Origin of the sequence: Streptomyces sp. NPDC024017 (genome assembly GCF_040638895.1) — a bacterium.
GTDB lineage: Bacteria > Actinomycetota > Actinomycetes > Streptomycetales > Streptomycetaceae > Streptomyces.
Map to the genome: position 1 here is coordinate 54,376 of NZ_JBEZYZ010000003.1, position 23,904 is coordinate 78,279.

A 23,904-nucleotide genomic window follows, 5' to 3' on the forward strand; every position below is an offset into this window, starting at 1 on the left:
GAGAGCGCTGACGCCTCCAGCATCGCACCCGCCGGGCTCCGCTGACAGGGTGCAGTGCGCCGCCCGTGGCGCGTGTCCGATCTATAGGGAATGTGATCATGCGGTTACGTTCAGTGAATGCTGGAAGCATCCTTTCTGAATCTTTCTGATCGCTCTCCGGCGGACGGTGCGGTGTCCGTGCGCCCCGCGTGGGAAGTGCGGGAGAACGGGGGCGCCACGCGTTGGTTCGAGTTCCGGCTGGCTTTCGCGGACGGCGCCCGGGTCGACGCGCTGGCCGTCGTGGGCGGCGGATGCGTCTGCGTCGAGGAGGTGCGCGCTGAACCCGCGCTGTCCCTCGACGACCTGGCCGTGCTCGCCGACTGGATCGAGGAGTCGGTGGCCGAGGCGTGCGGTGCCGGGCCCGGGCCCGACGGCTGCGCCGGGCAGGGGCGCCGGGCCCGGCCGGCCTGGCCGCGCGGAGCGGAGGGGCGACGGCTGGTGGCGCGGGAGTACCGCGCGGCCCAGCGGGACGGAGCCGACCCGGTCCTCGCCGTGATGTGCGCGACCGGGCACAGCCGTCGTACGTCGCTCAGGCTGATCGGCCAGGCCCGGGACGCGGGCCTGCTGTCGCCGCGCCGAGCCCGGCGCTGAACACGATCGAGGCTGCCCCGCCCCCGGGCGCGTTCAGAGCATGTTCCGCATCCGCGTGATCTCGCTCGTCTGCTGTGCGATCACCTCGTCGGCCATCTCCTCGACGCGGATGTTGTTGCCCTGCCCCTTCACATCCGTGGCCATGGTGATCGCGCCCTGGTGATGGGTCGTCATCAGGGTCAGGAAGAGGTGGTCGAACGCCGGGCCCTCAGCCGCGCGGAGCTTCTTCAGCTGGGCCTTCGTCGCCATGCCGGGCATCGTGGCGTGCTCGTGCCGCTCGGCCTTCAGCGGCTTGCCGTACGACTTCAGCCAGCCCTTCATCGCCTCGATCTCGGGCTTCTGGCCGGCCGCGACGCGCTCGGCGATCCGCCGCACGTCCTTCGACTCGGCACGCTCCGGGACGAGTTCGGTCATGTCCAAGGCCTGTGCGTGGTGCTCGATCATCATGCGGACGTAGGAGACGTCGGCCGAGTTGGGGGAGTCGTTCTCCGAACGCTGGTCGGCCGCTTCCTCGGCGGACAGGGTGCGGTTCGCTTCGCCGGGCTCACCCGGCGCGATCACGGCGGGCCCGTCCGCCGCGGCCTGCTCGCGGTCCGGACCGGAGTCACAGCCTCCGATCGCGAGCACGGCCAGGACGGCCAGCCCCGTCGTGACGGCGGACGCCCGAGACGCACGGCGGAAGAGCACAACGACCTCCTGTGGCAGGTGGGTTGGGACGCACCTCGTGTTGCGGGCGGCGTACTGGCACGCTTCCGCGGGTCATTGATCGGGAAACTTCATTGCGATTCTGTTGCCCCCTGTTGGTATGAGCATGGCGAAGACGATACTGCGTGGTGCGTGAACCGTTCCGAAGTGAACGGAACCAGGGAGGAAAACAGTGATCCTGTTGAACGACCGCAGAACACGCCGCAGACGCGTGGGAGTTGTGGCTGCCGCCGGTGGGCTGCTGGCCGCGCTCCTCACAGCGGCACCGGCAGCGGCCACCCCCGACCCGGGGGACGCGCCGCCCGCGCCGAAGAAGGTTTCCAAGAGCGCCCAGGCCGAGGTCCGTGAGGCCATCCAGAGCGGCGAGATACCCGGCCAGGACGAGATCGTCCACTCCGACAACATCCAGCACCTGGCCCACGTCCCCAAGGACGTGCTGCAGGGCACGAACTCGGACCTCGCCTTCCAGGGCAGGTACGCGTTCGCGGGCAACTACGACGGCTTCCGCATCTTCGACATCAGCAATCCCAAGGCGCCGAAGACCGTCACCCAGGTGCTGTGCCCCGGCTCGCAGAACGACATCTCCGTCTCCGGCAACCTGCTGTTCCTGTCCACCGACTCCTCGCGCAGCGACAGCAGTTGCTCCAGCACCACCCAGCCGGCGACCGAGAAGTCCTCCTGGGAGGGCATGAAGGTCTTCGACATCAGCGACAAGCGCAACCCGAGGTACGTCGCCGCCGTCGAGACCGCCTGCGGCTCGCACACCCACACGCTGGTGCCCGAGCGCCGCGACGTCTACGTGTACGTCTCCTCGTACTCGCCGAACGCCGCCTACCCCGACTGCCAGCCGCCGCACGACGGCATCTCCGTCATCAAGGTGCCGCGCAACGCCCCCGAGAAGGCGAAGGTCGTGGGCTTCCCCGTGCTGTTCCCCGGTGAGGGGCCGGACGGCGGCGGCAACCCGGGCGGACCCACCAACCCGGGCGTCTCCAAGACCACCGGCTGCCACGACATCACCGTGCTGCCGTCGAAGGACCTGGCCGCGGGCGCCTGCATGGGGGACGGCATCCTGTTCTCCATCAAGGACCCGGAACGCCCGAAGGTCATCGACCGGGTGCAGGACAACGTCAACTTCGCGTTCTGGCACTCGGCGACCTTCAACCAGAAGGCGAACAAGGTCGTCTACACCGACGAACTGGGCGGTGGCGGAGCGGCCACCTGCAACGCGGAGATCGGCCCGGACCGTGGCGCCGACGGCATCTACGACATCGTCGGCAAGGGCGACCAGCGCAAGCTCGTCTTCCGCAGCTACTTCAAGATCCCCCGCCACCAGGCGGACACCGAGAACTGCGTGGCCCACAACGGCTCGCTGATCCCGGTCAAGGGCAAGGACATCATGGTCCAGGCCTGGTACCAGGGCGGCGTCTCCGTCTGGGACTTCACCGACTCGGCCGAACCCAAGGAGATCGCCTACTTCGACCGCGGCCCGCTGACCACCGACACGATCAAGTCGGGTGGCTCGTGGTCGGCGTACTACTACAACGGCTACATCTACTCGAACGAGTACGCCCGGGGCTTCGACGTCCTGAAGATCAAGGACCGGCGCACGGACCCGGCCCGCTGGGTCCACATGCGTGAGCTCAACGTGCAGACGCAGCCGGACTACTTCGACTGACCCAGCGGACCGCACTCCGGTGCGGCCCCGGTCGCGAAGAACCGCGACAGATCCTTGTCGCCCCTCCCGCCGGAGTCTCCGGTCTCCGGCGGGAGGCCCAGCTCCCAGTCGAGCCGGTAGCGCTTGAACAGCTCGGCCCGCAGCACCGGCACCGGCATCGGCACCCCCGGCACCAGGGCCGCGTACACGGCGCCCATCAGCAGGGCGCGCATCATCGGGTAGTCGCTGTCGACATCCGGCGACCCGTGCCGGGCCATAGTGTCCCGCAGCAGCTCGGCCAGCCGCCGCTGCTCCGGGCACTGCATGAAGCCCTCGGCCTGCATGATCCCCGCCATGTGCTGGCGCATCAGCACCGGCCGGTCCCTGGCCAGGCCCAGGATCGCGTCGATGGCCCGGGCCATCCGCTCCCGGCCGTCCTCGGTGCGCGGCTCGCGCTCCAGTGCCTCCTCCAGCGTGCGGTGCATCAGCCGGTGCACGGCGGACTGCACCAGCTGGCGCTTGCCGGGGAAGTAGTACGACACCAGGCCGCGGGCGGAACCCGCCCGGTCCGCGATGTCGCCGAGCGTCGTCGCGTCGTAACCGCGCTCGCCCACGAGCTCGACCGCCGCCTGCAGGAGCCGCTCCCGGGAACGCCGCCGCAACTCTTCATTGACCGAGGCGCTACGCGGAGACATGCTGTAACTCCAGTGTTGACTGGCTGCCAGCCAACTATACTCAGAGCGTCCGGCCAAGACCTCCCGGGTCTGGGCCGGTGATGCCGTCTGCCTCGGGCGACGCGGGGGATCGTCCGAGGCGGGCGTGCAGCCCGACCCAGTGGTGGCCTAGGGCTACTTTCTGCAACCGGGGGCCCTCTCCGGGGACGGCGCGTCTTCTCAGCTCACCAGATCCAGGACCGGCCGCAGCCCGTCCGGCCGGTCGGCCGCCGGCAGGTGGTCCACGAAGTGCACCCCGCAGCCCAGAGCGGTGGCGCCGCCGTCCGCCCGGCGGTCGTCGCCGACCATGAGGGTCTTGCGCGGATCGGCGCCGAGCGCCTCGCAGGCGGTGGCGAACAGTCGCGGGTCGGGCTTCTGGATGCCGTGCTCGAACGACAGGACGTACGTGTCGATGTAGGGATCCAGGCCGTGTGCGCGGAAGACCGGCCGCAGGTCCCAGCCGATGTTGCTGACCACCCCGACGGGAATGCCCCGCTCCCGCAGTGTGTGCAGCACTTCGACGGCGTCCGGGTAAGGAGCCCACGCGGCCGGGGCCATGTGACGGTCGTACAGCGCGTCGTACAGGGCCGGGTCGGGCAGCGGGACCTGGCGGGAGAGGCCGGTGTAGGCGGCCCGGTGCAGGGCGGCACTCTGGTCCCGGATCAGCCAGGCGTCCGCCAGTTCCTCCGGCACCCGCGCGGGGCCACCGCCGCCGGGCAGTGCCCCGACCGCCTCCAGCGCGAGCGCCGCGGCGGTCAACTCGGCCTCCGCGAGCCGGACATCGGCCCCGGCCAGCGCACCGCGCAGCCAGGAGTCGGTGGACTCGACACGGAAGAGGGTTCCGGAGAAGTCGAAGAGCACGGCGGTCATGCCGCGATCCTACGAGGCCGCGTCACGCCGCGACGGAAGATCGGTGAGGCGGCTTTGAGTTGAGGGCTGCCAGCGCCGGTGCATCCACACGGCCAGGGCCACCACCGTCGTGCCCAGCAGCCAGCCGCCCGCCACGTCCGACGGCCAGTGGACGCCGAGCCAGATCCGCGTCAGCCCGACCCCGACCACCGAGACGACGGCCACGGCCAGGGCCGTACGCCACACGGCCCGGCCGACGCCGCGCCGGTGCAGGAGCCACAGCAGCAGGCCGCAGACCACCGTGGCGGTCATGGCGTGGCCCGACGGGAACGCCGAGTAGTGGGCCGAGTCGACGGGGTCGGGCCAGACGGGGCGGGGGCGGTCCACCGCTGCCTTGATGCCCTGCTGCAGCAGGGTGCCCACCGCGACGGCCAGTGCCAGCCACAAGGCCGTCCAGCGCGCCGCCATCCGTACCACCAGCCACACGACGACGGCCGCGCACAGCACGCGCATCGTCCACGGATCCCACACCCAGTCCGTCAGGATGCGGCACGCCTGAGTGAGGCCCGGTTCGTCGACCGCCCAGCGATGGGTGGTGTCGGCGATGTCCCCGTCCGCGCTGATCAACGGGCTCCATCTGGCTGCGACGAGGGTCAGCAGCAGCGCCGAGCACAGGGCCAGGGCGCCGGCGAAGCGGGCGGCGCTGTGGTTCTCCGGACGGGGCGGTGAGTCGATGGACGAGGTGTGCATGATGCGATCCTCGCCGAACCGGGGGGTCCGGATCCAGTACGGCGACGATCTTCAGCCCCTCAGGAGCGCGCTTCGGCCATGCGGGAGCCGCCGGACCCGGCCCGGGCACAGGTCTCATCCGGCGTCCATCGCGGCAGGAACCCCGGCGGCCCCGGCGGTACCCCGGTCATCCCAGCGCTCGCAGCCCCGGTACGAACGCCACCAGCACCGGCACCACGGGCACCAGCGCGGCCGCAGCCGTCAGGCGCAGACGCCGCCCCGCGGTCAGCCGGTCCGGGGGTGTGAGCAACCGGTGCACCCGGGCCGGGACATGGGCCTGGGGTGTGGGGCAGGGCCCGAACACGCCACGGTGCTCGTTCAGTTCGACCAGGGCCAGGGCCGTGGTCAGACGGCCGAAGCGGCGCGATGCCGTGTCGTCGGCGGCGAGTTCGACCAGGCGGTGCATCTCGTCGCGGAACGCGGCGAACACGGGCACCTGCGGAAAGCCGTCGGCGAGGGCCGAGGAGCAGTTCAGCAGCCAGTCGTGCCGGGCCCGGGCGTGGCCCTGCTCGTGGGCGAGCACGGCGTCCAGCTGCCGGCCCTTCAGCCGGCGCAACGCGGCCGTGGTGACGACCAGTTGCGGGGGAGTGCCGGGCTGCCACCAGGCGTCGGGCTGCTCGCTCTCCAGGACGACGAGCCGGCCGGAGACGGTCACCTCGCCCGGCAGCAGCGGAGCCCGGACCAGCAGATCGGCGCGCCGGCGGCGGCGCCGGGCGCGGGCCCGGCCGATCTCGCGGAGCAGCATCGCCGCGCTCCACAGCCCGGCGCCGGCCAGGGCGAGCGCGGTGGTCGCCGCCCAGGGGCCCGCCGTACCGAGGGCGTAGGCCTCGACGACCGCGCGCGGGGCCGTGGCGAAGAGGTGCCCGCCGACCGCGTGCCAGGCCGCGGCCGCGCTGAGCGTCATCGACAGCGCACAGCACACGAGGACGGCCGCCACCGCGCACTGCCACACCCACAGCGCCACCACCGGCTCACGGTCCGGCCAGTCCGCCCGGGCGAGGAGCCGGGGGGCGACCACGGCGGTCAGGGCGCCGAGCAGCAACAGCGCGGCGGTGAGCATCATGAGGGCAGCCTATGAGCGCGGCCCTGCGCAGGGGTACGGCTTGTGCCGTCAAAGTGACGCAGGCAACGGATCCGTCGGGGCTGTCGGGCCGGTCCCGCTCACAGCGCCAGCAGCATCGCCACCATCGCGATCCCCATGGACAGCCGGCAGGCCCGCGCGAGTTCCGGCCGGTCGCCCCACCCGGCGGGTCCGCCGCCCCCGGCCACGGCGGCGACCGGAACCAGGCGGACGCCGGTCAGCAGCACGTACCCGGCGAAGTAGAGCAGCAGCGCCCCGGTCAGGAGCGGGACCCCCGATCCGCCCCGACCGTGCGCGTGTGCGGGGGAGCCGGCCATGACGACGGACATGTAGACCATCGCCGCCGCCCCCACCAGGTGGTGGAGATGGTGCGCGTCGGCCCGCGCCGCCCACAGTGCCTGCATGCCCGCCGCCCCGAACACCGCCGCGTAGACGGGCCACGCCCAGGACGGCGGTGTGAACACGGCCGTCGGCACGGCCATCGCGGCCATCCCGAAACCCATCAGCGCCTCGCCGCCCGCGGCGCTGCGCTGCTCCTCGGCGCCGCTGCGCATCCGCGCCAGGCAGTAGGCGCCGGTCACCGCGCAGAGCGCCACCAGCAGCCAGCCGGACGAAGCCGGTCCGTGCACGCGCACCTCCCCGTTCGACGGTCGGTCATTCGATGCCCGGGCCATGCGGCGCGCACGCAAGCGCAAGGGTGTACACGGGGAGCATTCGACGGAGCACGCCGGCTGAGGAGATGTATTTCACGGGTAAAACACCTGCTAATCTTATGGGTATGAGCAGTGCGACCCCCACCCCCACCCCCGCCACCCGACCCGCCCGGCGTCTCCCGCTGGCGGGGGTGCTGCGTCTCGGCAGGCCCTCGGAGATCTGGTTCAAGCCCGCGCTGAGCGTGGTGGCGTCGATCGCCCCGCCCGCCCTCACCCTGCTGGCGCTCGGCCGGCTCGACCTCGTGATGTACGCGATGGCCGGGTCCCTGTGCGCGCTGTACGCCCACAACCGCCCCTACGCCGCCCGGGCCGGGGTCCTGGTGTGGGTGGTGCTGGGCATGCTCGGCGGACTCGCCGTGGCCCTGGTCGCGGCCTCGCTCACCGGCAGCGCCGTGCTCCTGGTCACCGTCGGTGCGCTGCTGGCCGCCGCGCAGAAGGTGCTGTGCGACGCCACCCGGGTCGGTCCGCCGGGCAACGTCGTGCTCACCTTCGTCAGCTCCGCCTCCCTGTTCGCGCCGCAGACCCTCGGCCAGGTGCCGGGCCATCTGGCCCTGGCCGCCGCGACGGGTGCCTGGGCCTGGCTGGTCTGCATGGCGCCCGGCCTCGTCCGGCCGCACGGACCGGAGCGTCGAGCCACCGCCTCCGCGCTGAAGGCCGCCGCCGGGTACGCCGACACCGGCGGCATGGGAGAGGGCCACGCCCGGGCCCGCGCCGCGGGCTATGCCGCCGTGCAGGCCGCCTGGCAGTCGCTGCTGTCCACCAGGGCCCCTTCCCGGACCCGGCGCGCCCTCGAACGGCTCGTCGTCCGTGCCGAGGTCGCCCTCGCGGCGCCGACGGAGGCGGACGCGGGACGGCTGCGCGCATGGGCGGGCTCGCTGCGCGGCACGGGGGCCGTCCCGGCGGCCGGGCTGCCGGACGCGGCCGCCGACGAACTGCTCGGCGTGGCCGCGGCCCGGCCCCTCTGGGCGCGGCTGGGCCCGCTGACCCCGCTCGCGATGCGCACCGCGCTCGGCTGCGCGCTCGCCGGCTACGCCTCCCTCGCCCTCGGGATCGGCCGCCCCTACTGGGCGCTGGTCACCGCCGCCTCGCTCTACCAGGCGAACATCGCGCTGACCTGGAGCCGGGCCGTCCAGCGGGTCGTGGGCAACGTCGTCGGCGTGCTCGTCTTCCTGGCCGTCGTGCCGCTCGCCCACCTGGGCCCGGTGGCGCTCGTGCTGTGCTGCCTCGCGTTCAGCTTCGGTGCGGAGGTGCTGATCAGCCGGAACTACTGGCTCGGCAGTGTCTGTGTGACGCCCATGGCCCTGCTCATCACGGAGTTCGCCGGCTACCAGCAGCCCGCGGCGCTGATGACGGAGCGGGTCGTGGACACCGTCGTCGGTGCGCTGGTCGGGTTCGTCGCAGCCGTCGCCGTCACCAACCGGCGTGCGGGCGACCGCGTCGAACGGGCGCTGACCACGGCCGACCGGGCCCGCGAGCACGCCGCCCGCCTCCTGGCCGAGCCGGACCCCGACACCGCGGTCCTGGAATCCGCCCGCCGCGGCCTCGCCGTCGCCCTGGCCGACCTGCGCGCCACCGCCGACGCCGCCGCCGGGGAATGGTGGCAGCGGGCCCTGCCCCAGGAGCGGGTCGTGCTCGCCGAACAGTCCGGACACCGTACGCTCGCCGCGACGGCCCGACGCCAGGGCCTGCTCCCGGAGCGGGACCCGGCCACCGAAACGGAGGACGCACGGCCATGACGCCGACGGAAGGACCATCGCCCACGGGGAGCGACGCGGGACAGACCCCGCAGCCGGGGGTCGAGGCGGAACCGGTGGCGCAGGGACGGGCGGCTGTCGAGGGGGGAGCGGCCGGAGGGGGTCGCACCGGCAGTGCTCCTGCGGCCGGAGGGGATTCGGCTCGCGGCCTGACGGCCGCAGCGGACCCGGTCGAAGAAGAACCCGTCGGAGAAGAACCGGGTGGCGGCCGGCGGGGCGACACCGTTGCCGCCGTTGTCCGGCAGTGGCAGGCCGTGCATCCCGGACTCGACACCGGGCCGATGGAGATCATCGGGCGGATCAACCGCTGTGCCGCTCTGCTGCAGCAGGCCGAGGACGCTCCCTTGCGCCGGGCCGGGCTCAGTCGGCCCGAGTTCGATCTGCTGGGCGCGCTGCGCCGTACGGGCTACGAGCTGACGCCCGGAGAGCTGGCCCGGGAGACCTTCTCCTCGGGGGCCGCCGTCACCAAACGCCTGAAGCAGCTCACCGAGCGGGGTCTGGTCGAACGGCGCGGGGACACCCGTGACCGCCGGGTCGTCCACCTCCGCCTCACCGATGCCGGACGCGACCTCGTCGACGGCATCCTGCCCGTGCAGCTCGCGTACGAGACCGCCGTGCTCTCCGGTATCGACGGCCCCGAGCAGGGTGAACTCGCAGCACTGCTCGGGGAGTTGCTCAGCCAGCTGGAAGGGCGCCTCGGCGTGCTGCGGGCCTGAACCGGGCACCGGCCGGGGCGCGTGGGCGTACCGGTCAGAGCACCTCGTGCACGCTGCGGCGATGCGTGGAGCGGCGGTCGTCGACGGACGCCCAGAGGTCGCCGTAGATGTTCCGGGTGATGGCCGGCTCGCGGACGAAGTCGTGCGGGAAGCCGAGCGGCACCGCGCTCACCTCGTCGAGCCGGGCGAGGGCGTCCGCGTCGAGGCGGACGTCCACGCTGCCCAGATTGTCGGCGAGCTGGCTCTCCTTGGTCGCCGCGATGATCGGCACCATGGTGCCCGGCCGGGCCAGCAGCCAGGCCAGCGCCACCTGGGCCGGGCTCCAGCCGCCCTCCTCGGCGACCTCCAGCACGGCGCTGATCACGGCCGCCTCGCGCGGGTCGGTGTCCCCGCCGGTGGTGTCCAGCCGCCCCGGCTCGCCCCGGCGGTACTTGCCCGTGAGCTTCCCGGCCGCGAGCGGCGCCCAGGCCAGCACGGCCAGGTCGAACGCCCTGGCCTGCGGGAGTAGTTCGCGCTCCGGGGTCCGCTCCAGCAGGCTGTAGCGCAGCTGCGACCCGGCGAACGCGGTCCAGCCCCGCAGCTCCGCAAGGGTGTTGGCCTGGGCGATCTCCCAGGCGGGCCAGTCCGAGACACCGACGTACAGCACCTTGCCCGTGCGGACGAGGTCGTCCAGGGCCCGCATGACCTCCGCGACCGGTGTGAAGTTGTCCCGGGCGTGCACCCACAGCACGTCCAGCCGGTCGGTGCGCAGCCGGCGCAGGCTCGCCTCCACCGACTGGACCAGGTTCTTGCGGTGGTTGCCCGCGGCGTTGACGTCGCCGTCGCGGATCCCGCAGGTGTACTTGCTGGCCAGCACGAACGTGTCGCGCCGGCCCTCCAGCAGCTCTCCGAGGATCCGTTCGGAGCTGCCGTCGGTGTAGTTGTTGGCGGTGTCGATGAAGTTGCCGCCCGCCTCCGCATAGGAGTCGACGATCCGGGCGCTGACCTCCTTGCCGGCGCCCCAGCCCCAGTCGTCGCCGATGGTCATCGCGCCGAGGCACAGCTCGCTCACGCGCAGACCGGTCTTGCCGAACAGTGTGTAACGCACGGTCTCGCCCCCTCCGGGCAGGTCGTACGCAGGAGGCTAGGAGCTGGAGCGCACTTCAACGCAAGCCACAGCCCGCCCCCGGCCGTCGCACTCCGCCTCTCAGCCCTCGTCGCCGGCCCGGTACACGCCGAACATCGCCCCCTGCGGGTCCCGCAGCACCGCGATGCGCGGGCCGTCGGGCACGGACGTGGGCACCATCAGGACCGTGCCGTGCTGCTGCACGACGGCGGTCGTGTCGTCCACGTCGGCCACGGCGAAGTACGGCAGCCAGTGCGCCGGCACCTCGGGCGGGAACTTGTCGTCCATCGCCACCATGCCGCCGAAGTCCGCGCCGCCGATGCCCCACTGGGTGTAGCGGTCCGACGGGGCGACCGTCCAGCCGAACACTCGCGTGTAGAAGGACACGGCCCCCTCCGGATCGCGTGTCATCAGCTCCACCCAGCCCAGCGAACCGGGCGCGTTGAACAGCCCGGCACCCGGGAAGGTCCCCGCCTGCCACAGCTGGAACACGGCACCGTCCGGATCGGCGGCCACCGCGAACCGGCCCACCTCGCCCACGTCCATCGGGCCGAACAGCAACGTCCCGCCCGCCTCGGTCACCGCACGGGCGGTGGCGTCCGCGTCGGTCACCGCGAACGACACGTTCCACGCGACCGGCTGCGACGGCTGGTACAGCGGGGCGAGCGCGGCCACGGCCGCGTCCCCGAGGTGCGCGACGGTGTAGCCGCCCTCCTGACGAGCGTCGGTCTCGGGCCGCCAGCCGAACAGCCGCGTGTAGAACCGCCGGGCCGCGTCCAGGTCGCTGGTCCCCAGCTCGGTCCAGCAGGGGCCGCCGGTCACCGGTGCGTCGAGCTTCATGGCGTTCCTTCCACGAGCGGCGGGGACAGGCCCCCGGGCCCCCTCCAGCACGCTAAGCCGCTCCCCGGCCTCCCTGCCATCCGGGGAAACCCACTGGTGTGCCGCCGCGGCCCCGGCGTACCCTCGCCCCGTACCGCACCGCGTGGCGGCCTCCAGCTCCTTCACCCTGCCCGGAGGTACCCCATGCCCGCGCCCGAGGTGCGCCCCTTCCGCCGGTCCGACCGCGACCAGCTGACCGACCTGGTCAACATGCATGTGGCGGCCGTCGTCCCCGGTGTCTCCGTCTCCGTGAACACCGTCCTCGGCGAGCTGGAGCGGCAGCCCGGCGAGTTCATCACGGACCCGTGGGTGGCCGAGCGGACGACGCTCGTCGCCGAGCAGCGCGGGTACGTCGTCGCCGCGGCCCATCTGCTGCGTTACCGCGCCGGCGGCGAGGTCGGCGAGGACTACCGGGACGCCGCCGAGATCAACTGGTTCGTCCACCGCCCGGCGGCCTCCCTCTGGCCGGACGCCGATCTCGCCGCGGACCTGCTGATGCGGGCGTGCCTCGCGCAGTTCTCCCGCTGGAACGCCCGCGTCCGCTACGCCGACGGGTCCCTGCCCGCCCCGCTCGTCTACGGCCTGCCCCGCAACTGGCCGCACATCCGGGCCCTCTATGAGCGCGCGGGGTTCCGGCACACGGGGGACACCGAGGTCATCCTGATCGCCCGGGTCGCCGACCTGCCGCCGCACGAGCCCCGGCCGGACGTCACGGTCGAACGCACGCTGGGGGAGTGCGGCACCCGCTTCACGGCCTACGCCGACGCGCGCGCCCTCGGCTTCATCGAGATCGACACGGCCCTGGCCCGCCCGGAACGCCACGCCCGCGCGGCGGGCCTGGCCGACATCGGCAACCTGCACGTCGACCCCGCGCACCACGGCACCGGCCTGGAGCACCGGCTCCTGGCCCGGGCCGCCGACTGGCTCCGCCTGTGCGGCGTCGACCGGCTCGTCGCCTACGAAACGGCCGACGACGGCACCATGCTCGACCTCCTGACGGGCGCGGGCTTCCACGAACTCACCCGCACCGACCGGGGCTGGGAGCACCGCCCCGGGTGACCTCAGATGCCGGGGCGGTAGCGCATGGGGTGGTCCGCCGGGACCTCGACCAGCACGATCGGCGTCCCGTCCGGATCCGCGATCCACATCTCGACCAGGCCCCACGGCTCCTTCACCGGCGGCCGCACGATCTCCACGCCCTTCGCCCGCAGCTCCTCCTCCGCCGCGGCCACGTCGTCGACCTGCAGCCACAACCGCACGGCGGGCGACGGGGGAGTCTCGGACCGTCCAGCGACCTCGAGGAAGCCGCCGCCCAGGAAGTAGACCGTGCCGCGGTCGGGGCCCGTGCCGAACTCGCGGTAGACGGCGAGGCCCAGCTGCTCGCCGTAGAAGGCACGGGACCGCTCGGGGTCGGTGGGGCGGAGCAGGATCCGGCTGCTGAGTACATGCACCATGCAGCGGAGCTTAGTGGCGGCGTTACGCTCGTCCCTGCCCGAGCCGCGCCAGGAAACGGAGACGTACGCCCATGGAGACCGCCGCCACCGCACTGACCTTCCGCGACGCCACCGACGCCGACGTGGACGAGCTGGTCGCGCTGATCGAGTCGGCGTACCGGGGCGACGACAGCCGGGCCGGGTGGACCACCGAGGCGGACATCCTCGAAGGGCAGCGGACCGACCCGGAGGGGGTGCTGGAGGTCATCAAGTCGCCCGACAGCCGGCTCATGACCGTGGAGCGGGACGGCAGGATCGTCGCCTGCTGCCAGCTGGAGCACCAGGGCGACCACGCCTACTTCGGGATGTTCGCCGTCAGCCCCCGGCTCCAGGGCGCGGGTCTCGGCAAGGTGATCATCGCTGAGGCCGAGCGGCGGGCGCGCGAGACCTGGGGCGTGACGGAGATGCAGATGAGCGTGATCTCCGTGCGCGACGATCTCATCGCCTGGTACGAGCGGCGCGGCTACCGCCGTACGGGCCGGATGACCCCGTTCCCGTACGGCGACGAGCGCTTCGGCGTTCCGCAGCGCGACGACCTGAAGTTCGAGCTGCTGGTCAAGGAGCTCGCCTAGCTTGCCTGGCCGCCGGGGGCGCCCCCCTAGGCAGTGAAACGGCCCGTGCGCTTGATGTCCGGGTGGTCGGTGGTCGCGCCGTCCAGACCGAAGGCCCGGACGAGGCGCAGCTGATCCTGCGTGTTCACCACCCAGCCGATGATCCTCAGGTCGGCCTTGCGGGCCCGCTCCACGATCTCCAGGGTGAGCCGGCGGATGTTCAGGCAGACGGTCTCGGCGCCGGCCTGGACGGCGCGGTCGACGATGTCCGTGCCGTAGCGGCTGGCGATCAGCGCGGTGCGCACTCCCGGTACCAGGGGCTTGATCTCAGCGATCGCCTCGTCGTGGAACGAGGACACCTCCACCCGGCCGGCCAGCCCGCGCCGGTTCATCACCTCGGCCAGGGCCCGCGCCGCCTGCGCGTCCTTGATCTCGGCCTGGAGCGGCGTGTGAACGGCCTCCAGCACCTCCTCGAAGACCGGGACCCGCTCGCCCCGGCCCGCGTCCAGGGCCCGCAGCTCGGCGAGGGTCTTCTCGGCGATCGGCCCGGTGCCGTCGGTCGTGCGGTCCACATCCGTGTCGTGCATGACGACGAGGGCGCCGTCCTTGCTCAGATGCAGATCGAGTTCGATGGCGTCGAGGCCCGCCTCCTGGGCGGCGACGAAGGACCGGAGGGTGTTCTCGGGTTCCACACCCATGACTCCGCGGTGACCGATGGTGAGGAAGTTCAAGACGCGACTCTCTTCCGTCGACAGGCGGCACTGGGCCTGACGGCCCCCCTGACCGTATCGCCTGGACCCGCCCTGTGCAGAGAGTGAGGGCATGGTCGCCGCACATCCGGGCAGAAGCGTGACCGACAGGAAAAAGTGCGGTGAAGCACAGGGTCGGGCAGGATAATTTCCCGGGTTCACCCTTGCTGGGAGGAACCTCGTGTGTATACGGTCTGCATACGTGAGATTCTCCCGTGGAAGGTGGGACATGACGGAAATTCTTGTGCAGGTGGGTTCGGAGGAAGGTCTTCCTCCCGTGGCCAGGGTGGTGGAACACCCGGCATGGCCCGTGCTCAAGGATGCCGTGGAGCGGATCCGGCCATGGCAGTCCAAGGACGGGTCGATCGACTTCGACGCCGAGGGCGCGCCCGACCCGGCCGACGCCGAGCTCGCGGTCCGCCAGGTCGCCGACGCCGTCCTGGAGCTCTCCCCGCTGCTCCCGCACGACGGCGCCTATCACGAGGCCCTGGTCAAGGACCTGACCCGGTGGGCCGACAGCGGCTTCCAGGTGCCCGACTTCCTCGACTCGCTGCTGGCCTTCCAGCCCGCCGCGAACCGCGCGGACGGCCTTCAGCACCTCGTCGTCTTCCCGATGTACACGCAGAACGGCAACCCGGACCGCAACCTCGAGGCGGTCGTGCTGCGCATGGTCTGGCCGGACTGGCTGGCCGAGCTGGAGCGCACCCGCTACGACAACCCGCTCTTCTGCGGCATCAAGTTCGAGGACTTCACGGCCGGCTACGACACCCACTCGGCCGTCCTGTTCCCCGAGACCATCGCCGTGCGCGAGGCCCCCGAGCGGTTCACCTGGGGCGGCATCTTCTGCGACCGCGAGGCCGCCCGCTTCCGCCGCGTGACCGACGCCGCCGTCGACATCCTGGGCCTGGAGCTGCCCGAGGACGTCGCCGCGATGGTCCACGACCAGAAGCGCTGCGAGGAGGCGTTCGTCCTGTGGGACATGGTCCACGACCGCACCCACAGCCACGGCGACCTGCCCTTCGACCCGTTCATGATCAAGCAGCGCCAGCCGTTCTGGATGTACGGCCTGGAAGAGCTGCGCTGCGACCTCACCGCCTTCAAGGAGGCCGTGAAGCTGGAGGCGGACGGCGTCCCGCAGGCCCGTGACGTGCAGGTCGCGGTCCTCTTCGACCGCATGTTCCGCTTCCCGGTCAGCGGTGAGCGAGTCCGCAACTACGACGGCCTCGGCGGGCAGCTCCTCTTCGCCTACCTGCACAAGCACGACGTCGTCCGCTGGACCGACAACAAGCTCACCATCGACTGGGAGCGCGCCCCGCAGGTCACCAACCAGCTGTGCGCCGAGATCGAGGACCTCTACCGCGACGGCATCGACCGCCCGAAGCTCGTCCACTGGTTCGCCGGGTACGAGCTGGTCTCCACCTACCTCTCCCCGCACCCGGGCTCGAAGTGGGCCAAGGGTCCCGACGCCCTGGACACGACCCAGCCGCCGCGGAAACTCGTCGATGACGTGCTTCCGGACGAGTTTCCGCTGAGCATGTTCTATGAGGCACTGTCCAAGAAGCTTAAGAACGTGATCGCCTCCGCCAAGGGCATCACGGCGGACAGCGCCGAGCGGATCGCCGCATGAGCGATCGGCGTACCGAGAACACTGCTCAGGAGGCGAAAATCATGGGGAACGGGGCGCTCAGCGGTGCGGTGATCGCGGTGGCCGGAGCGGGCGGGCCCGCGGGCCGGGCCGCGCTGCTCAGGCTGGCCGAGGCGGGTGCGACCGTCATCGGGTCGGACAACGATCCGGAGCGGCTGGCGGAGGCGGTGGACGCGGCGAGCTACGCGACCGGCGGCGCCACCGTCACCGGCGACACGGTCGATCTGCTGGACCTGGGGGCCACCCGCGACTGGGCCACCCGCGTCGAGAAGGACTTCGGCCGGGTCGACGGCCTGGTCCACCTCGTCGGCGGCTGGCGCGGCAGCGAGACCTTCACGCGGACCAGCCTCGACGACTGGGACTTCCTGGAGATGCTGCTGGTCCGCACGGTGCAGCACACCTCCCTCGCCTTCCACGAGGCGCTGCAGCGCAGCGACCGCGGCCGGTACGTGCTGATCAGCGCCGCGGGCGCCAGCAAGCCCACCGCGGGCAACGCCGCCTACGCGGCCGGCAAGGCGGCGGCCGAGGCGTGGACGCTGGCCATGGCGGACTACTTCCGCAAGGCCGGGGGCGCCGAGGGGCCGACGTCGGCTGCTGCGATCCTGGTGGTGAAGGCGCTGGTCCACGATGCGATGCGCGCCGATCGACCCAACGCGAAGTTCGCGGGCTTCACCGACGTCAAGGACCTGGCCGAGGCCATCACCGAGGTCTGGGAGAAGCCTGCCGCCGAAGTGAACGGAAAACGTCTGTGGCTCACCGAGAAGCCGTGAACCCGCCGAAGACCGACGCCCGTCGTCATCACGACCCGGAGGTCCGCGGTTTCGCCAGCGACAACTACGCCGGGGCCCACCCGGAGGTTCTCGCCGCCCTGGCCCTGGCCAACGGCGGGCACCAGGTCGCGTACGGCGAGGACGCGTACACCGAGAACCTCCAGCAGGTGATCCGCAGCCACTTCGGGCCCACCGCCGAGGCGTTCCCGGTCTTCAACGGCACCGGCGCCAACGTCGTCGCGCTCCAGGCGGTCACCGACCGCTGGGGTGCGGTGATCTGCGCCGAGAGCGCGCACATCAACGTCGACGAGTGCGGCGCCCCGGAGCGGGTCGGCGGCCTGAAGCTGCTGACCGTTCCGGCGCCCGACGGCAAGCTCACGCCCGAGCTGATCGACCGGCAGGCGTACGGCTGGGACGACGAGCACCGCGCGATGCCGCAGGTCGTCTCCATCGCCCAGGCCACCGAACTGGGCACGGTCTACACGCCGGAGGAGATACGCGCCCTCTGCGAGCACGCCCACGCGCACGGCATGAAGGTGCACCTGGACGGCTCGCGGCTGGCCAACGCCGCGGCCACCCTGAACGTCCCGATGCGCACGCTCACCAACGCCGCCGGCGTCGACATCCTCTCCCTGGGCGGCACGAAGAGCGGCGCCCTGTTCGGCGAGGCGGTCGTGGTCCTCAACCAGGACGCCGTCAGCCACATGAAGCACCTGCGCAAGCTGTCCATGCAGCTCGCCTCCAAGATGCGCTTCGTGTCGGTGCAGCTGGAGGCCCTGCTCGCCCGGGACCTGTGGCTGCGCAACGCCGGTCACGCCAACGAGATGGCCCAGCGCCTCGCCGAGGGCGTGCGGGCCGTGCACGGTGTGGAGATCCTCTACCCGGTGCAGGCCAACGCGGTCTTCGCCCGCCTGCCCCACGACGTGAGCGAGCGCCTCCAGAAGCGGTTCCGCTTCTACTTCTGGGACGAGGCGGCGGGTGACGTCCGCTGGATGTGCGCCTTCGACACGACCGAGGACGACGTGGACACGTTCGTGGCGGCACTGAAGGAGGAGATGGCCCGCTAGGGGCCACCTCCCCGAGGTCGAACTTCCGGATGCTCAGCTCGGGATCGTCGTCGAGGGTCTCGGCGGGGTGCCTACGGTGGTGCCCTCCGGTGCCCGGAACCGCACCGTGGCCACGGAGGCCCCCGCGCCGCCCGACGCGGAGTCCGGTGTCCAACGCGAACCGCTGCCCCGGTGCCCCCGCCTCGTCCAGTACGCAACAGGGCCCCCGTGCCGGTCTCGTCCTCCCGGTACTCACAGCTGCATAGGTATGCAATCAATGGAAAATTGATTGACTCGGAAGTGGATCTCTCCCTAAGCTCTGCGTGCATGCAGCTGATCCAGGAAACCCCCGACCTCTCCGCCTACTTGGCCGCTGACGAGGCGGTCGACCACCATCATCCGCTCGTCCGCGACACAGCGGCGAGGCTCGCCGACGGGGTGGCGGACTCGTATGAGTATGCGCGGGCGGCCTTCGAGTTCGTGCGCGACACCATTCCGCACTCGCAGGACTCCGGTGATCTCCGCGTCACCTGGCGCGCCTCAGATGTCCTGGAGCAGCGCACCGGTATCTGCTACGCCAAGGCTCACGCGCTGGCCGCACTGCTCCGGGCCGAGGACATCCCCACCGCGTTCTGCTACCAGGAGTTGGGGGTGGTGCACGGACTGATCGCCGTGCGGTTCAACGGTGCCTGGCACCGGCAGGACCCACGGGGCAATAAGCCCGGCGTCGACGCGCAGTTCTCCCTCGACGGTGAACAGCTCGCCTTCACGCCCGATCTCGCGTCCAATGAACTGGACTACCCAGTCCTGTATGCTGCACCGCATCCGGTCGTGCTGGACGCCCTCACGGCGGCTCGCGACCGGCCGCACCTGTGGCAGACGCTCCCCACCGCACTCTGAGGCAAGGCGACCATGACGCTCACGCTGACCGTGTCCGACGACGTACGCGCTCTCGCGCCCGGTTTCACGCACGTCGCGATCGAGGCGCACGGCCTGGTCAACGGGCCGAGCAACGACGCCGGCTCGGCGCTGCTGGACGACGCGGCGCGTCGGCTCGCCGTACGACTGGACGGCCGTGCCCCGCACGAGGACCCGCACATGGCCGTATGGCGCGAGACCTACACGGCGTTCGGCTCGAAGCCGTCCCGTACCCGCAACTCCGCGGAGGCGCTGGCCAAGCGGGCCCTCTCGGAGGCCGGGCTGCCCCGCATCAACCTGCTCGTCGACCTCTACAACGCCGTCTCCGTCGCCCATCTGATCCCGGTCGGCGGCGAGGACGCCGACCGGATCGAGGGCGGCATGCGACTGATCCGCGCCACGGGCGAGGAGGACTTCGTGACCGTCGCCGGCGGCGAGGAGACCGTCGAGCACCCCGACGCGGGCGAAGTGGTGTGGCGTGACGACGCGGGCGTGACCTGCCGCCGCTGGAACTGGCGCCAGGGCCCGCGCACCCGGCTCACCGAGCAGACGACCTCGGGCATCTTCCTGCTGGAGAGCCTCGCGCCGATGCCCGTCGCCGAGGTTGCCGCGGCCGCGGCGGAACTCGCCGAACTGCTGGCGAAGTTCAGCCCGGGAGCGGACATCGCCGTCCGCGCTCCGGAGTCCTCCGCCTGAGCCCCTGCCGGGCGGGCCTCAGAGTGCCTCGGCCGCCCGCACCTGCTCCGGCGTCGGGGCCGTGCCGCCGAGGTGGGCCGGCATCCACCAGGTGTCGTCCGGACCCTTCGGGCGGACGGGGTAGGCGCGCTGGGCGGCCTCGAGGAGCTCCTGGACGCGCTCGCGCAGCTGGCGCGTGATGGCGCCCGCGTACTTGTCGCGGGAGGCCTCGATCGCCTCGCCCACCCGGATCGTGATGGGGATGTGGCTGCGCTTGAAGTTGCGCGGCTGGCCCTTGGTCCACAGCCGCTGCGTGCCCCACACCGCCATCGGGATCAGCGGGACGCCGGCCTCCTGGGCCAGGCGCGCGGCACCCGACTTGAAGCTCTTCAGCGTGAACGACTGCGAGATGGTCGCCTCCGGGAAGACCCCGACGATCTCACCCGAGCGCAGCGAGTCCAGGGCGTGCGCGTAGGCCGCCTCGCCCTGCTTGCGGTCCACGGGGATGTGCTTCATCCCGCGCATCAGCGGGCCGGAGATCTTGTGCCGGAAGACGGACTCCTTCGCCATGAACCGCACGAGACGCTTCTGCGGCAGGGCCGCCAGGCCGTCGAAGACGAAGTCCAGGTAGCTGATGTGGTTGCTCACCAGCACGGCGCCGCCCGAGCGCGGGATGTTCTCCGAACCCTGGCAGTCGATCTTGAGGTCCCACACCTTGAACAGCGTGCGGGCGAAACCGACGACGGGACGGTAGACGAGCTCTGCCATGGGCGGGTCGGACCCTTCCTGCTCTGCCTGGGAAGGGATTCCCAGTGGAAAGTTACGCAGCCGTAGGTTTACGGCTTGTCGCAGATCGTGCCCGAAGAACGGCCGGGTAGCCAGTCCTCGTGCCCGTCGGCGGCGAGATTCTCGTCACGTCGCCCGCAGGTTCCCACCTCGTGCTTTTGCGTCCCCATTACTCCGCGCGGACCGTCACCCGCCGCACGAGCAGGTACAACTCGCATCCCAGGCAGTACCCGAATGCCGCATTCAGGAAGGCGGCGGCGAGTGCGGCGCCGGTCGCCGCGAGTCCCAGCCAGCCGGGCCCGAGGGTGTGGCCGACGAGCCCGAGTCCGGCGAAAAGCAGCCCCACCACCTGGGCGAAGCGCGGCGGTTCGGGCGCTTCGAACTCCGTCGGCGGCCCGAGCCGCGGCCGTACGGCCTTGGCGAACAGCAGGCCGTAGGGGGAGCGGCTCACCCCGCCCGCCGCGCCGAGCAGGAACGCCAGCGTCTGCCAGGCCAGCAGCCAGGCGCTCCCCGTGATCAGAACGACCGCCAGGACGGCGGCCGTGACGGCCGCGCCGAAACGCGGACCTCTCACATCGATGTCCATGGAGCAAAGCATTCCGCAGCGCGACCGCGTTGAGGGGGCGGGAATCTTTGCGGTCTCGTGAACGCTTGCAGCAGGTGATGACCGGACTGGTGGTGTGTGTGGTGGTGCTCGCGGCGGCGAGCGCCTACGGAGTGCTGCAACGGCGGCGGAGCGGGAGAGTGCGGGTGCGCGGGCGCGACGACGGCAAGCGGCTCGATGCGGCGGAGCTGGGCGCGGAACTCGGCGAGCGGGCCACGCTCGTGCAGTTCTCCAGCGCGTTCTGCGCGCCCTGCCGGGCGACCCGGCGGGTCCTCGGCGAGGTCGCCGCCGTGGTGCCGGGCGTGACGCACGTCGAGATCGACGCCGAGGCCCACTTGGACCTCGTACGGCGGCTGGACATCCTCAAGACCCCGACCGTGCTGGTCCTGGACGCCGACGGCCACGTGGTCCGGCGGGCCACCGGGCAGCCGCGCAAGGCCGACGTGATCGCCGCGCTGGGAGAGGCGGTGTGACGGGCGTGGTGCCGCCAGTGAGCCATCTCCCACATCACGGAACGAACTTGACTGCGCGTACCATTTATCGTCAGCCTGACCCCATGCCTGCGGACCTTCTCGCCACGCCCGACCTCCTGCGCTCGGTCTTCCGGCAGCACGCGGCAGGGGTCGCCGTCATCACCGCTCGTGGCGAGGAGGGTCCGGTGGGCTTCACCGCCACCTCCCTGACATCCGTCTCCGCCGAGCCGCCCCTGCTGTCCTTCGGCGTGGGCACCGGCGCCTCCAGCTGGCCCGCGATCGCGGCGGCGGACCACGTCGGTGTCCACGTCCTCGGCGAGCACCAGCAGGAGCTGGCCGCCACCTTCGCCCGCAGCGGCGCCGACCGTTTCGGCCCGCCCACCGGCTGGTGGGAGGGGCCCGAGGGCGTCCCGATCCTCGACGGCGTGGTGGCCTGGCTGGTGGGACGGGTCGTCGCCCGCGTGCCCGCCGGGGACCACCGGATCGTGCTCGCCGAGGTCGTGCACGGCGACCCCTCGGGCACCGGCCGTCCCCTCCTCTACCACCAGGGACGATTCCAGCGTCTGCGCGACTGAACCGGGCGCCCCCCGGGCTGCGTGACCGTCGAGTTCCGGTTACGCTGCGTTGCGAAGGTCACAGTTCAAAGCGCTTGCTTAGCGGGAACGAACTGAGTGTACTGACGAGTAATGTTTCGCTCGGGGCGTGGGTCGCCCCGACCGGGATCGGACGCTAGAGGCGCCTATGCTGCCTGCAAGTAGGCAGCATGGAAATGACGATGCAGTAGGAGAGCCGGCGTGAGCTTGAGGATCGTTGTCACTGTGAAGTACGTGCCCGACGCCACTGGCGACCGGCACTTCGCCGATGACCTGACCGTCGACCGGGACGACGTGGACGGTCTGCTCTCCGAGCTCGACGAGTACGCGGTCGAGCAGGCGCTGCAGATCTCCGAGAACTCCGACGACGACGTGGAGATCACCGTCCTCACGGTGGGCCCCGAGGACGCCAAGGACGCCCTGCGCAAGGCGCTGTCCATGGGCGCCGACAAGGCGATCCACGTCGAGGACGACGACATCCACGGCACCGACGCCATCGGCACCTCCCTGGTCCTGGCCAAGGCCGTCGAGAAGGCCGGTTACGACCTGGTCATCTCCGGCATGGCCTCCACCGACGGCACCATGGGCGTCGTGCCCGCGCTGCTCGCCGAGCGTCTGGGCGTCCCGCAGGTCACCCTGCTCTCCGAGGTCTCCGTCGAGGACGGCACGGTCAAGGGCCGCCGCGACGGCGACGCCGCCTCGGAGAACCTCGAGGCGTCCCTGCCGGCGGTCGTGTCGGTGACCGACCAGTCGGGCGAGGCGCGTTACCCGTCCTTCAAGGGCATCATGGCGGCCAAGAAGAAGCCGGTGGAGTCCTGGGACCTGTCCGACCTCGACATCGAGGCCGAGGAGGTCGGCCTGGAGGGCGCCTACACCACGGTCGACGGCGCGGCCGAGCGTCCGGCCCGCACCGCGGGCACGATCGTCAAGGACGAGGGCGAGGGCGGCAAGCAGCTCGCTGAGTTCCTCGCGGGCCAGAAGTTCATCTGAGCCCGGTATTCGCTGACCGCCCCTCATCTTTCGCAAGCAGGAGAGAAGAAGTCCCATGGCTGAAGTTCTCGTCTACGTCGACCACGTGGACGGTGCCGTCCGCAAGCCCACCCTGGAGCTGCTGACCCTGGCCCGCCGCATCGGCGAGCCGGTCGCCGTCGCGCTGGGCAACGGCGCCGGTGACACCGCCGCCACGCTCGCCGAGCACGGCGCGGTCAAGGTCCTCACCCACGAGGCCGCCGAGTACGCCGACTACCTGGTCGTACCCAAGGTCGACGCCCTCCAGGCCGCCCACGAGGCCGTGTCCCCGGCCGCCGTGCTGGTCCCGTCCTCCGCCGAGGGCAAGGAGATCGCCGCCCGTCTCGCGCTGCGTCTGGGCTCCGGCATCATCACCGACGCCGTCGACCTGGAGGCCGGCGACGAGGGCCCCGTGGCCACCCAGTCGGTGTTCGCCGCGTCCTTCACCACCAAGTCCCGTGTCTCCAAGGGCACCCCGGTCATCACGGTCAAGCCGAACTCGGCCGCCGTCGAGGCCGCTCCGGCCGCCGGTGCGGTCGAGGCCCTGTCCGTGACCTTCTCCGCGCAGGCCACCGGCACCAAGATCACCGGCCGTACGCCGCGTGAGTCGACGGGCCGCCCGGAGCTGACCGAGGCCGCGATCGTGGTCTCCGGTGGCCGTGGCGTCAACGGCTCGGAGAACTTCGCGATCATCGAGGCGCTCGCCGACTCCCTCGGTGCCGCTGTCGGTGCCTCGCGTGCCGCGGTCGACGCCGGCTGGTACCCGCACACCAACCAGGTCGGCCAGACCGGCAAGTCCGTCTCGCCGCAGCTCTACATCGCCAACGGCATCTCCGGCGCGATCCAGCACCGCGCCGGTATGCAGACCTCGAAGACGATCGTGGCGGTCAACAAGGACGCCGAGGCCCCGATCTTCGACCTCGTCGACTACGGCGTCGTCGGCGACCTCTTCGACGTCGTCCCGGCCCTGACCGAGGAGATCAAGACCCGCAAGGGCTGATCGAC

Annotated in this window: 26 protein-coding genes and 1 pseudogene; 15 read left to right on the plus strand and 12 right to left on the minus strand. The window is 71.6% G+C overall.

The window, feature by feature from the left end:
• The first annotated feature begins 171 nt into the window (after nucleotides 1–171).
• Entirely contained in the window at nucleotides 172–630 is a 459-nt protein-coding gene (locus AB0G20_RS08560; protein WP_361297864.1) for a DUF6214 family protein, read from the plus strand.
• 33 nt (nucleotides 631–663) lie between these two features.
• Here the strand turns inward: AB0G20_RS08560 and AB0G20_RS08565 are convergent, their stop codons facing one another.
• Nucleotides 664–1,317: a DUF305 domain-containing protein gene (locus AB0G20_RS08565; protein WP_361297867.1), complete on the minus strand. Its 654-nt coding sequence runs from the start codon at nucleotides 1,315–1,317 to the stop codon at nucleotides 664–666.
• Nucleotides 1,318–1,507: 190 nt separating this feature from the next.
• Between AB0G20_RS08565 and AB0G20_RS08570 the strand changes: the two genes are divergently transcribed.
• Nucleotides 1,508–3,010, plus strand: coding sequence for a hypothetical protein (locus tag AB0G20_RS08570; protein ID WP_361297870.1), 1,503 nt, complete (start codon nucleotides 1,508–1,510; stop codon nucleotides 3,008–3,010).
• Here the strand turns inward: AB0G20_RS08570 and AB0G20_RS08575 are convergent.
• From AB0G20_RS08575 to AB0G20_RS08595, 5 genes are all read right to left on the minus strand, one after another.
• Entirely contained in the window at nucleotides 2,998–3,684 is a 687-nt protein-coding gene (locus tag AB0G20_RS08575) for a helix-turn-helix domain-containing protein (protein WP_361297873.1), read from the minus strand. The two genes, AB0G20_RS08570 and AB0G20_RS08575, sit on opposite strands and share 13 nt — an antisense overlap.
• A gap of 198 nt (nucleotides 3,685–3,882) precedes the next feature.
• Nucleotides 3,883–4,572, minus strand: coding sequence for an HAD-IA family hydrolase (locus tag AB0G20_RS08580; RefSeq protein ID WP_361297876.1), 690 nt, complete (start codon nucleotides 4,570–4,572; stop codon nucleotides 3,883–3,885).
• 9 nt (nucleotides 4,573–4,581) lie between these two features.
• Nucleotides 4,582–5,301: a phosphatase PAP2 family protein gene (locus AB0G20_RS08585; RefSeq protein ID WP_361297879.1), complete on the minus strand. Its 720-nt coding sequence runs from the start codon at nucleotides 5,299–5,301 to the stop codon at nucleotides 4,582–4,584.
• A 166-nt stretch (nucleotides 5,302–5,467) separates the two neighbouring features.
• Complete coding sequence (locus tag AB0G20_RS08590) at nucleotides 5,468–6,403, minus strand: M56 family metallopeptidase (RefSeq protein ID WP_361297882.1); 936 nt, start codon at nucleotides 6,401–6,403, stop codon at nucleotides 5,468–5,470.
• 98 nt (nucleotides 6,404–6,501) lie between these two features.
• Nucleotides 6,502–7,050: a DUF5134 domain-containing protein gene (locus AB0G20_RS08595; RefSeq protein WP_361297885.1), complete on the minus strand. Its 549-nt coding sequence runs from the start codon at nucleotides 7,048–7,050 to the stop codon at nucleotides 6,502–6,504.
• Between the two features lie 149 nt (nucleotides 7,051–7,199).
• Between AB0G20_RS08595 and AB0G20_RS08600 the strand changes: the two genes are divergently transcribed.
• Nucleotides 7,200–8,870, plus strand: a complete 1,671-nt coding sequence (locus AB0G20_RS08600) for an FUSC family protein (protein WP_361297888.1) — start codon at nucleotides 7,200–7,202, stop codon at nucleotides 8,868–8,870.
• Between the two features lie 272 nt (nucleotides 8,871–9,142).
• Nucleotides 9,143–9,604 (plus strand): MarR family transcriptional regulator, encoded by a 462-nt coding sequence (locus AB0G20_RS08605; protein ID WP_361297891.1) that lies wholly within the window; start codon nucleotides 9,143–9,145, stop codon nucleotides 9,602–9,604.
• Nucleotides 9,605–9,638: 34 nt separating this feature from the next.
• On the opposite strand, the gene AB0G20_RS08610 is transcribed toward AB0G20_RS08605, so the two are convergent.
• Both AB0G20_RS08610 and AB0G20_RS08615 read right to left on the minus strand, forming a co-directional pair.
• A complete protein-coding gene (locus AB0G20_RS08610; protein WP_361297894.1) occupies nucleotides 9,639–10,691 on the minus strand; it encodes an aldo/keto reductase in 1,053 nt (350 codons plus the stop codon).
• 99 nt (nucleotides 10,692–10,790) lie between these two features.
• Entirely contained in the window at nucleotides 10,791–11,549 is a 759-nt protein-coding gene (locus AB0G20_RS08615) for a VOC family protein (RefSeq protein WP_361297897.1), read from the minus strand.
• A gap of 183 nt (nucleotides 11,550–11,732) precedes the next feature.
• On the opposite strand from AB0G20_RS08615, the gene AB0G20_RS08620 reads away from it, so the two are divergent.
• Nucleotides 11,733–12,647: a GNAT family N-acetyltransferase gene (locus AB0G20_RS08620; protein WP_361297900.1), complete on the plus strand. Its 915-nt coding sequence runs from the start codon at nucleotides 11,733–11,735 to the stop codon at nucleotides 12,645–12,647.
• A gap of 2 nt (nucleotides 12,648–12,649) precedes the next feature.
• Here the strand turns inward: AB0G20_RS08620 and AB0G20_RS08625 are convergent, their stop codons facing one another.
• Nucleotides 12,650–13,042, minus strand: coding sequence for a VOC family protein (locus AB0G20_RS08625; RefSeq protein ID WP_361297903.1), 393 nt, complete (start codon nucleotides 13,040–13,042; stop codon nucleotides 12,650–12,652).
• 68 nt (nucleotides 13,043–13,110) lie between these two features.
• On the opposite strand from AB0G20_RS08625, the pseudogene AB0G20_RS08630 reads away from it, so the two are divergent.
• Nucleotides 13,111–13,653: pseudogene (locus tag AB0G20_RS08630) on the plus strand (N-acetyltransferase); the annotation flags it as partial.
• Nucleotides 13,654–13,679: 26 nt separating this feature from the next.
• Here AB0G20_RS08630 and AB0G20_RS08635 read toward each other — a convergent pair.
• Nucleotides 13,680–14,363 carry a glycerophosphodiester phosphodiesterase family protein gene (locus AB0G20_RS08635; protein ID WP_361297906.1) on the minus strand — a complete coding sequence of 228 codons (684 nt, stop codon included), beginning with the start codon at nucleotides 14,361–14,363 and terminating at the stop codon, nucleotides 13,680–13,682.
• Nucleotides 14,364–14,610: 247 nt separating this feature from the next.
• Here AB0G20_RS08635 and AB0G20_RS08640 point away from each other — a divergent pair, with 247 nt between their 5' ends.
• The 5 genes from AB0G20_RS08640 to AB0G20_RS08660 all read left to right on the plus strand — a co-directional run bounded on the left by AB0G20_RS08640 (nucleotide 14,611) and on the right by AB0G20_RS08660 (nucleotide 19,456).
• Complete coding sequence (locus AB0G20_RS08640; protein WP_361297909.1) at nucleotides 14,611–16,008, plus strand: DUF6421 family protein; 1,398 nt, start codon at nucleotides 14,611–14,613, stop codon at nucleotides 16,006–16,008.
• A gap of 41 nt (nucleotides 16,009–16,049) precedes the next feature.
• Nucleotides 16,050–16,796: an SDR family NAD(P)-dependent oxidoreductase gene (locus AB0G20_RS08645; RefSeq protein ID WP_361299335.1), complete on the plus strand. Its 747-nt coding sequence runs from the start codon at nucleotides 16,050–16,052 to the stop codon at nucleotides 16,794–16,796.
• The gene (locus AB0G20_RS08650; protein WP_361297912.1) at nucleotides 16,793–17,863 is read left to right on the plus strand and encodes a low specificity L-threonine aldolase; all 1,071 of its coding nucleotides are present in this window, start codon (nucleotides 16,793–16,795) and stop codon (nucleotides 17,861–17,863) included. The genes AB0G20_RS08645 and AB0G20_RS08650 overlap by 4 nt, the downstream gene beginning before the upstream one ends.
• A gap of 306 nt (nucleotides 17,864–18,169) precedes the next feature.
• Nucleotides 18,170–18,742, plus strand: coding sequence for a transglutaminase domain-containing protein (locus AB0G20_RS08655; RefSeq protein WP_361297915.1), 573 nt, complete (start codon nucleotides 18,170–18,172; stop codon nucleotides 18,740–18,742).
• Between the two features lie 12 nt (nucleotides 18,743–18,754).
• Nucleotides 18,755–19,456 (plus strand): phenylalanine--tRNA ligase beta subunit-related protein, encoded by a 702-nt coding sequence (locus tag AB0G20_RS08660; RefSeq protein ID WP_361297918.1) that lies wholly within the window; start codon nucleotides 18,755–18,757, stop codon nucleotides 19,454–19,456.
• Nucleotides 19,457–19,474: 18 nt separating this feature from the next.
• Here AB0G20_RS08660 and AB0G20_RS08665 read toward each other — a convergent pair whose 3' ends face one another.
• Both AB0G20_RS08665 and AB0G20_RS08670 read right to left on the minus strand, forming a co-directional pair.
• Complete coding sequence (locus tag AB0G20_RS08665) at nucleotides 19,475–20,203, minus strand: lysophospholipid acyltransferase family protein (RefSeq protein WP_248509209.1); 729 nt, start codon at nucleotides 20,201–20,203, stop codon at nucleotides 19,475–19,477.
• Between the two features lie 187 nt (nucleotides 20,204–20,390).
• A complete protein-coding gene (locus AB0G20_RS08670) occupies nucleotides 20,391–20,807 on the minus strand; it encodes a DUF4395 domain-containing protein (RefSeq protein ID WP_361297922.1) in 417 nt (138 codons plus the stop codon).
• A 77-nt stretch (nucleotides 20,808–20,884) separates the two neighbouring features.
• Here AB0G20_RS08670 and AB0G20_RS08675 point away from each other — a divergent pair, with 77 nt between their 5' ends.
• From AB0G20_RS08675 to AB0G20_RS08690, 4 genes are all read left to right on the plus strand, one after another.
• Entirely contained in the window at nucleotides 20,885–21,298 is a 414-nt protein-coding gene (locus AB0G20_RS08675; protein ID WP_361299338.1) for a thioredoxin family protein, read from the plus strand.
• 83 nt (nucleotides 21,299–21,381) lie between these two features.
• Nucleotides 21,382–21,873 carry a flavin reductase family protein gene (locus AB0G20_RS08680; protein WP_361297925.1) on the plus strand — a complete coding sequence of 164 codons (492 nt, stop codon included), beginning with the start codon at nucleotides 21,382–21,384 and terminating at the stop codon, nucleotides 21,871–21,873.
• Between the two features lie 219 nt (nucleotides 21,874–22,092).
• Nucleotides 22,093–22,881, plus strand: a complete 789-nt coding sequence (locus AB0G20_RS08685; RefSeq protein WP_361297928.1) for an electron transfer flavoprotein subunit beta/FixA family protein — start codon at nucleotides 22,093–22,095, stop codon at nucleotides 22,879–22,881.
• Between the two features lie 55 nt (nucleotides 22,882–22,936).
• A complete protein-coding gene (locus AB0G20_RS08690; RefSeq protein ID WP_361297931.1) occupies nucleotides 22,937–23,899 on the plus strand; it encodes an electron transfer flavoprotein subunit alpha/FixB family protein in 963 nt (320 codons plus the stop codon).
• Nucleotides 23,900–23,904 lie beyond the last annotated feature (5 nt).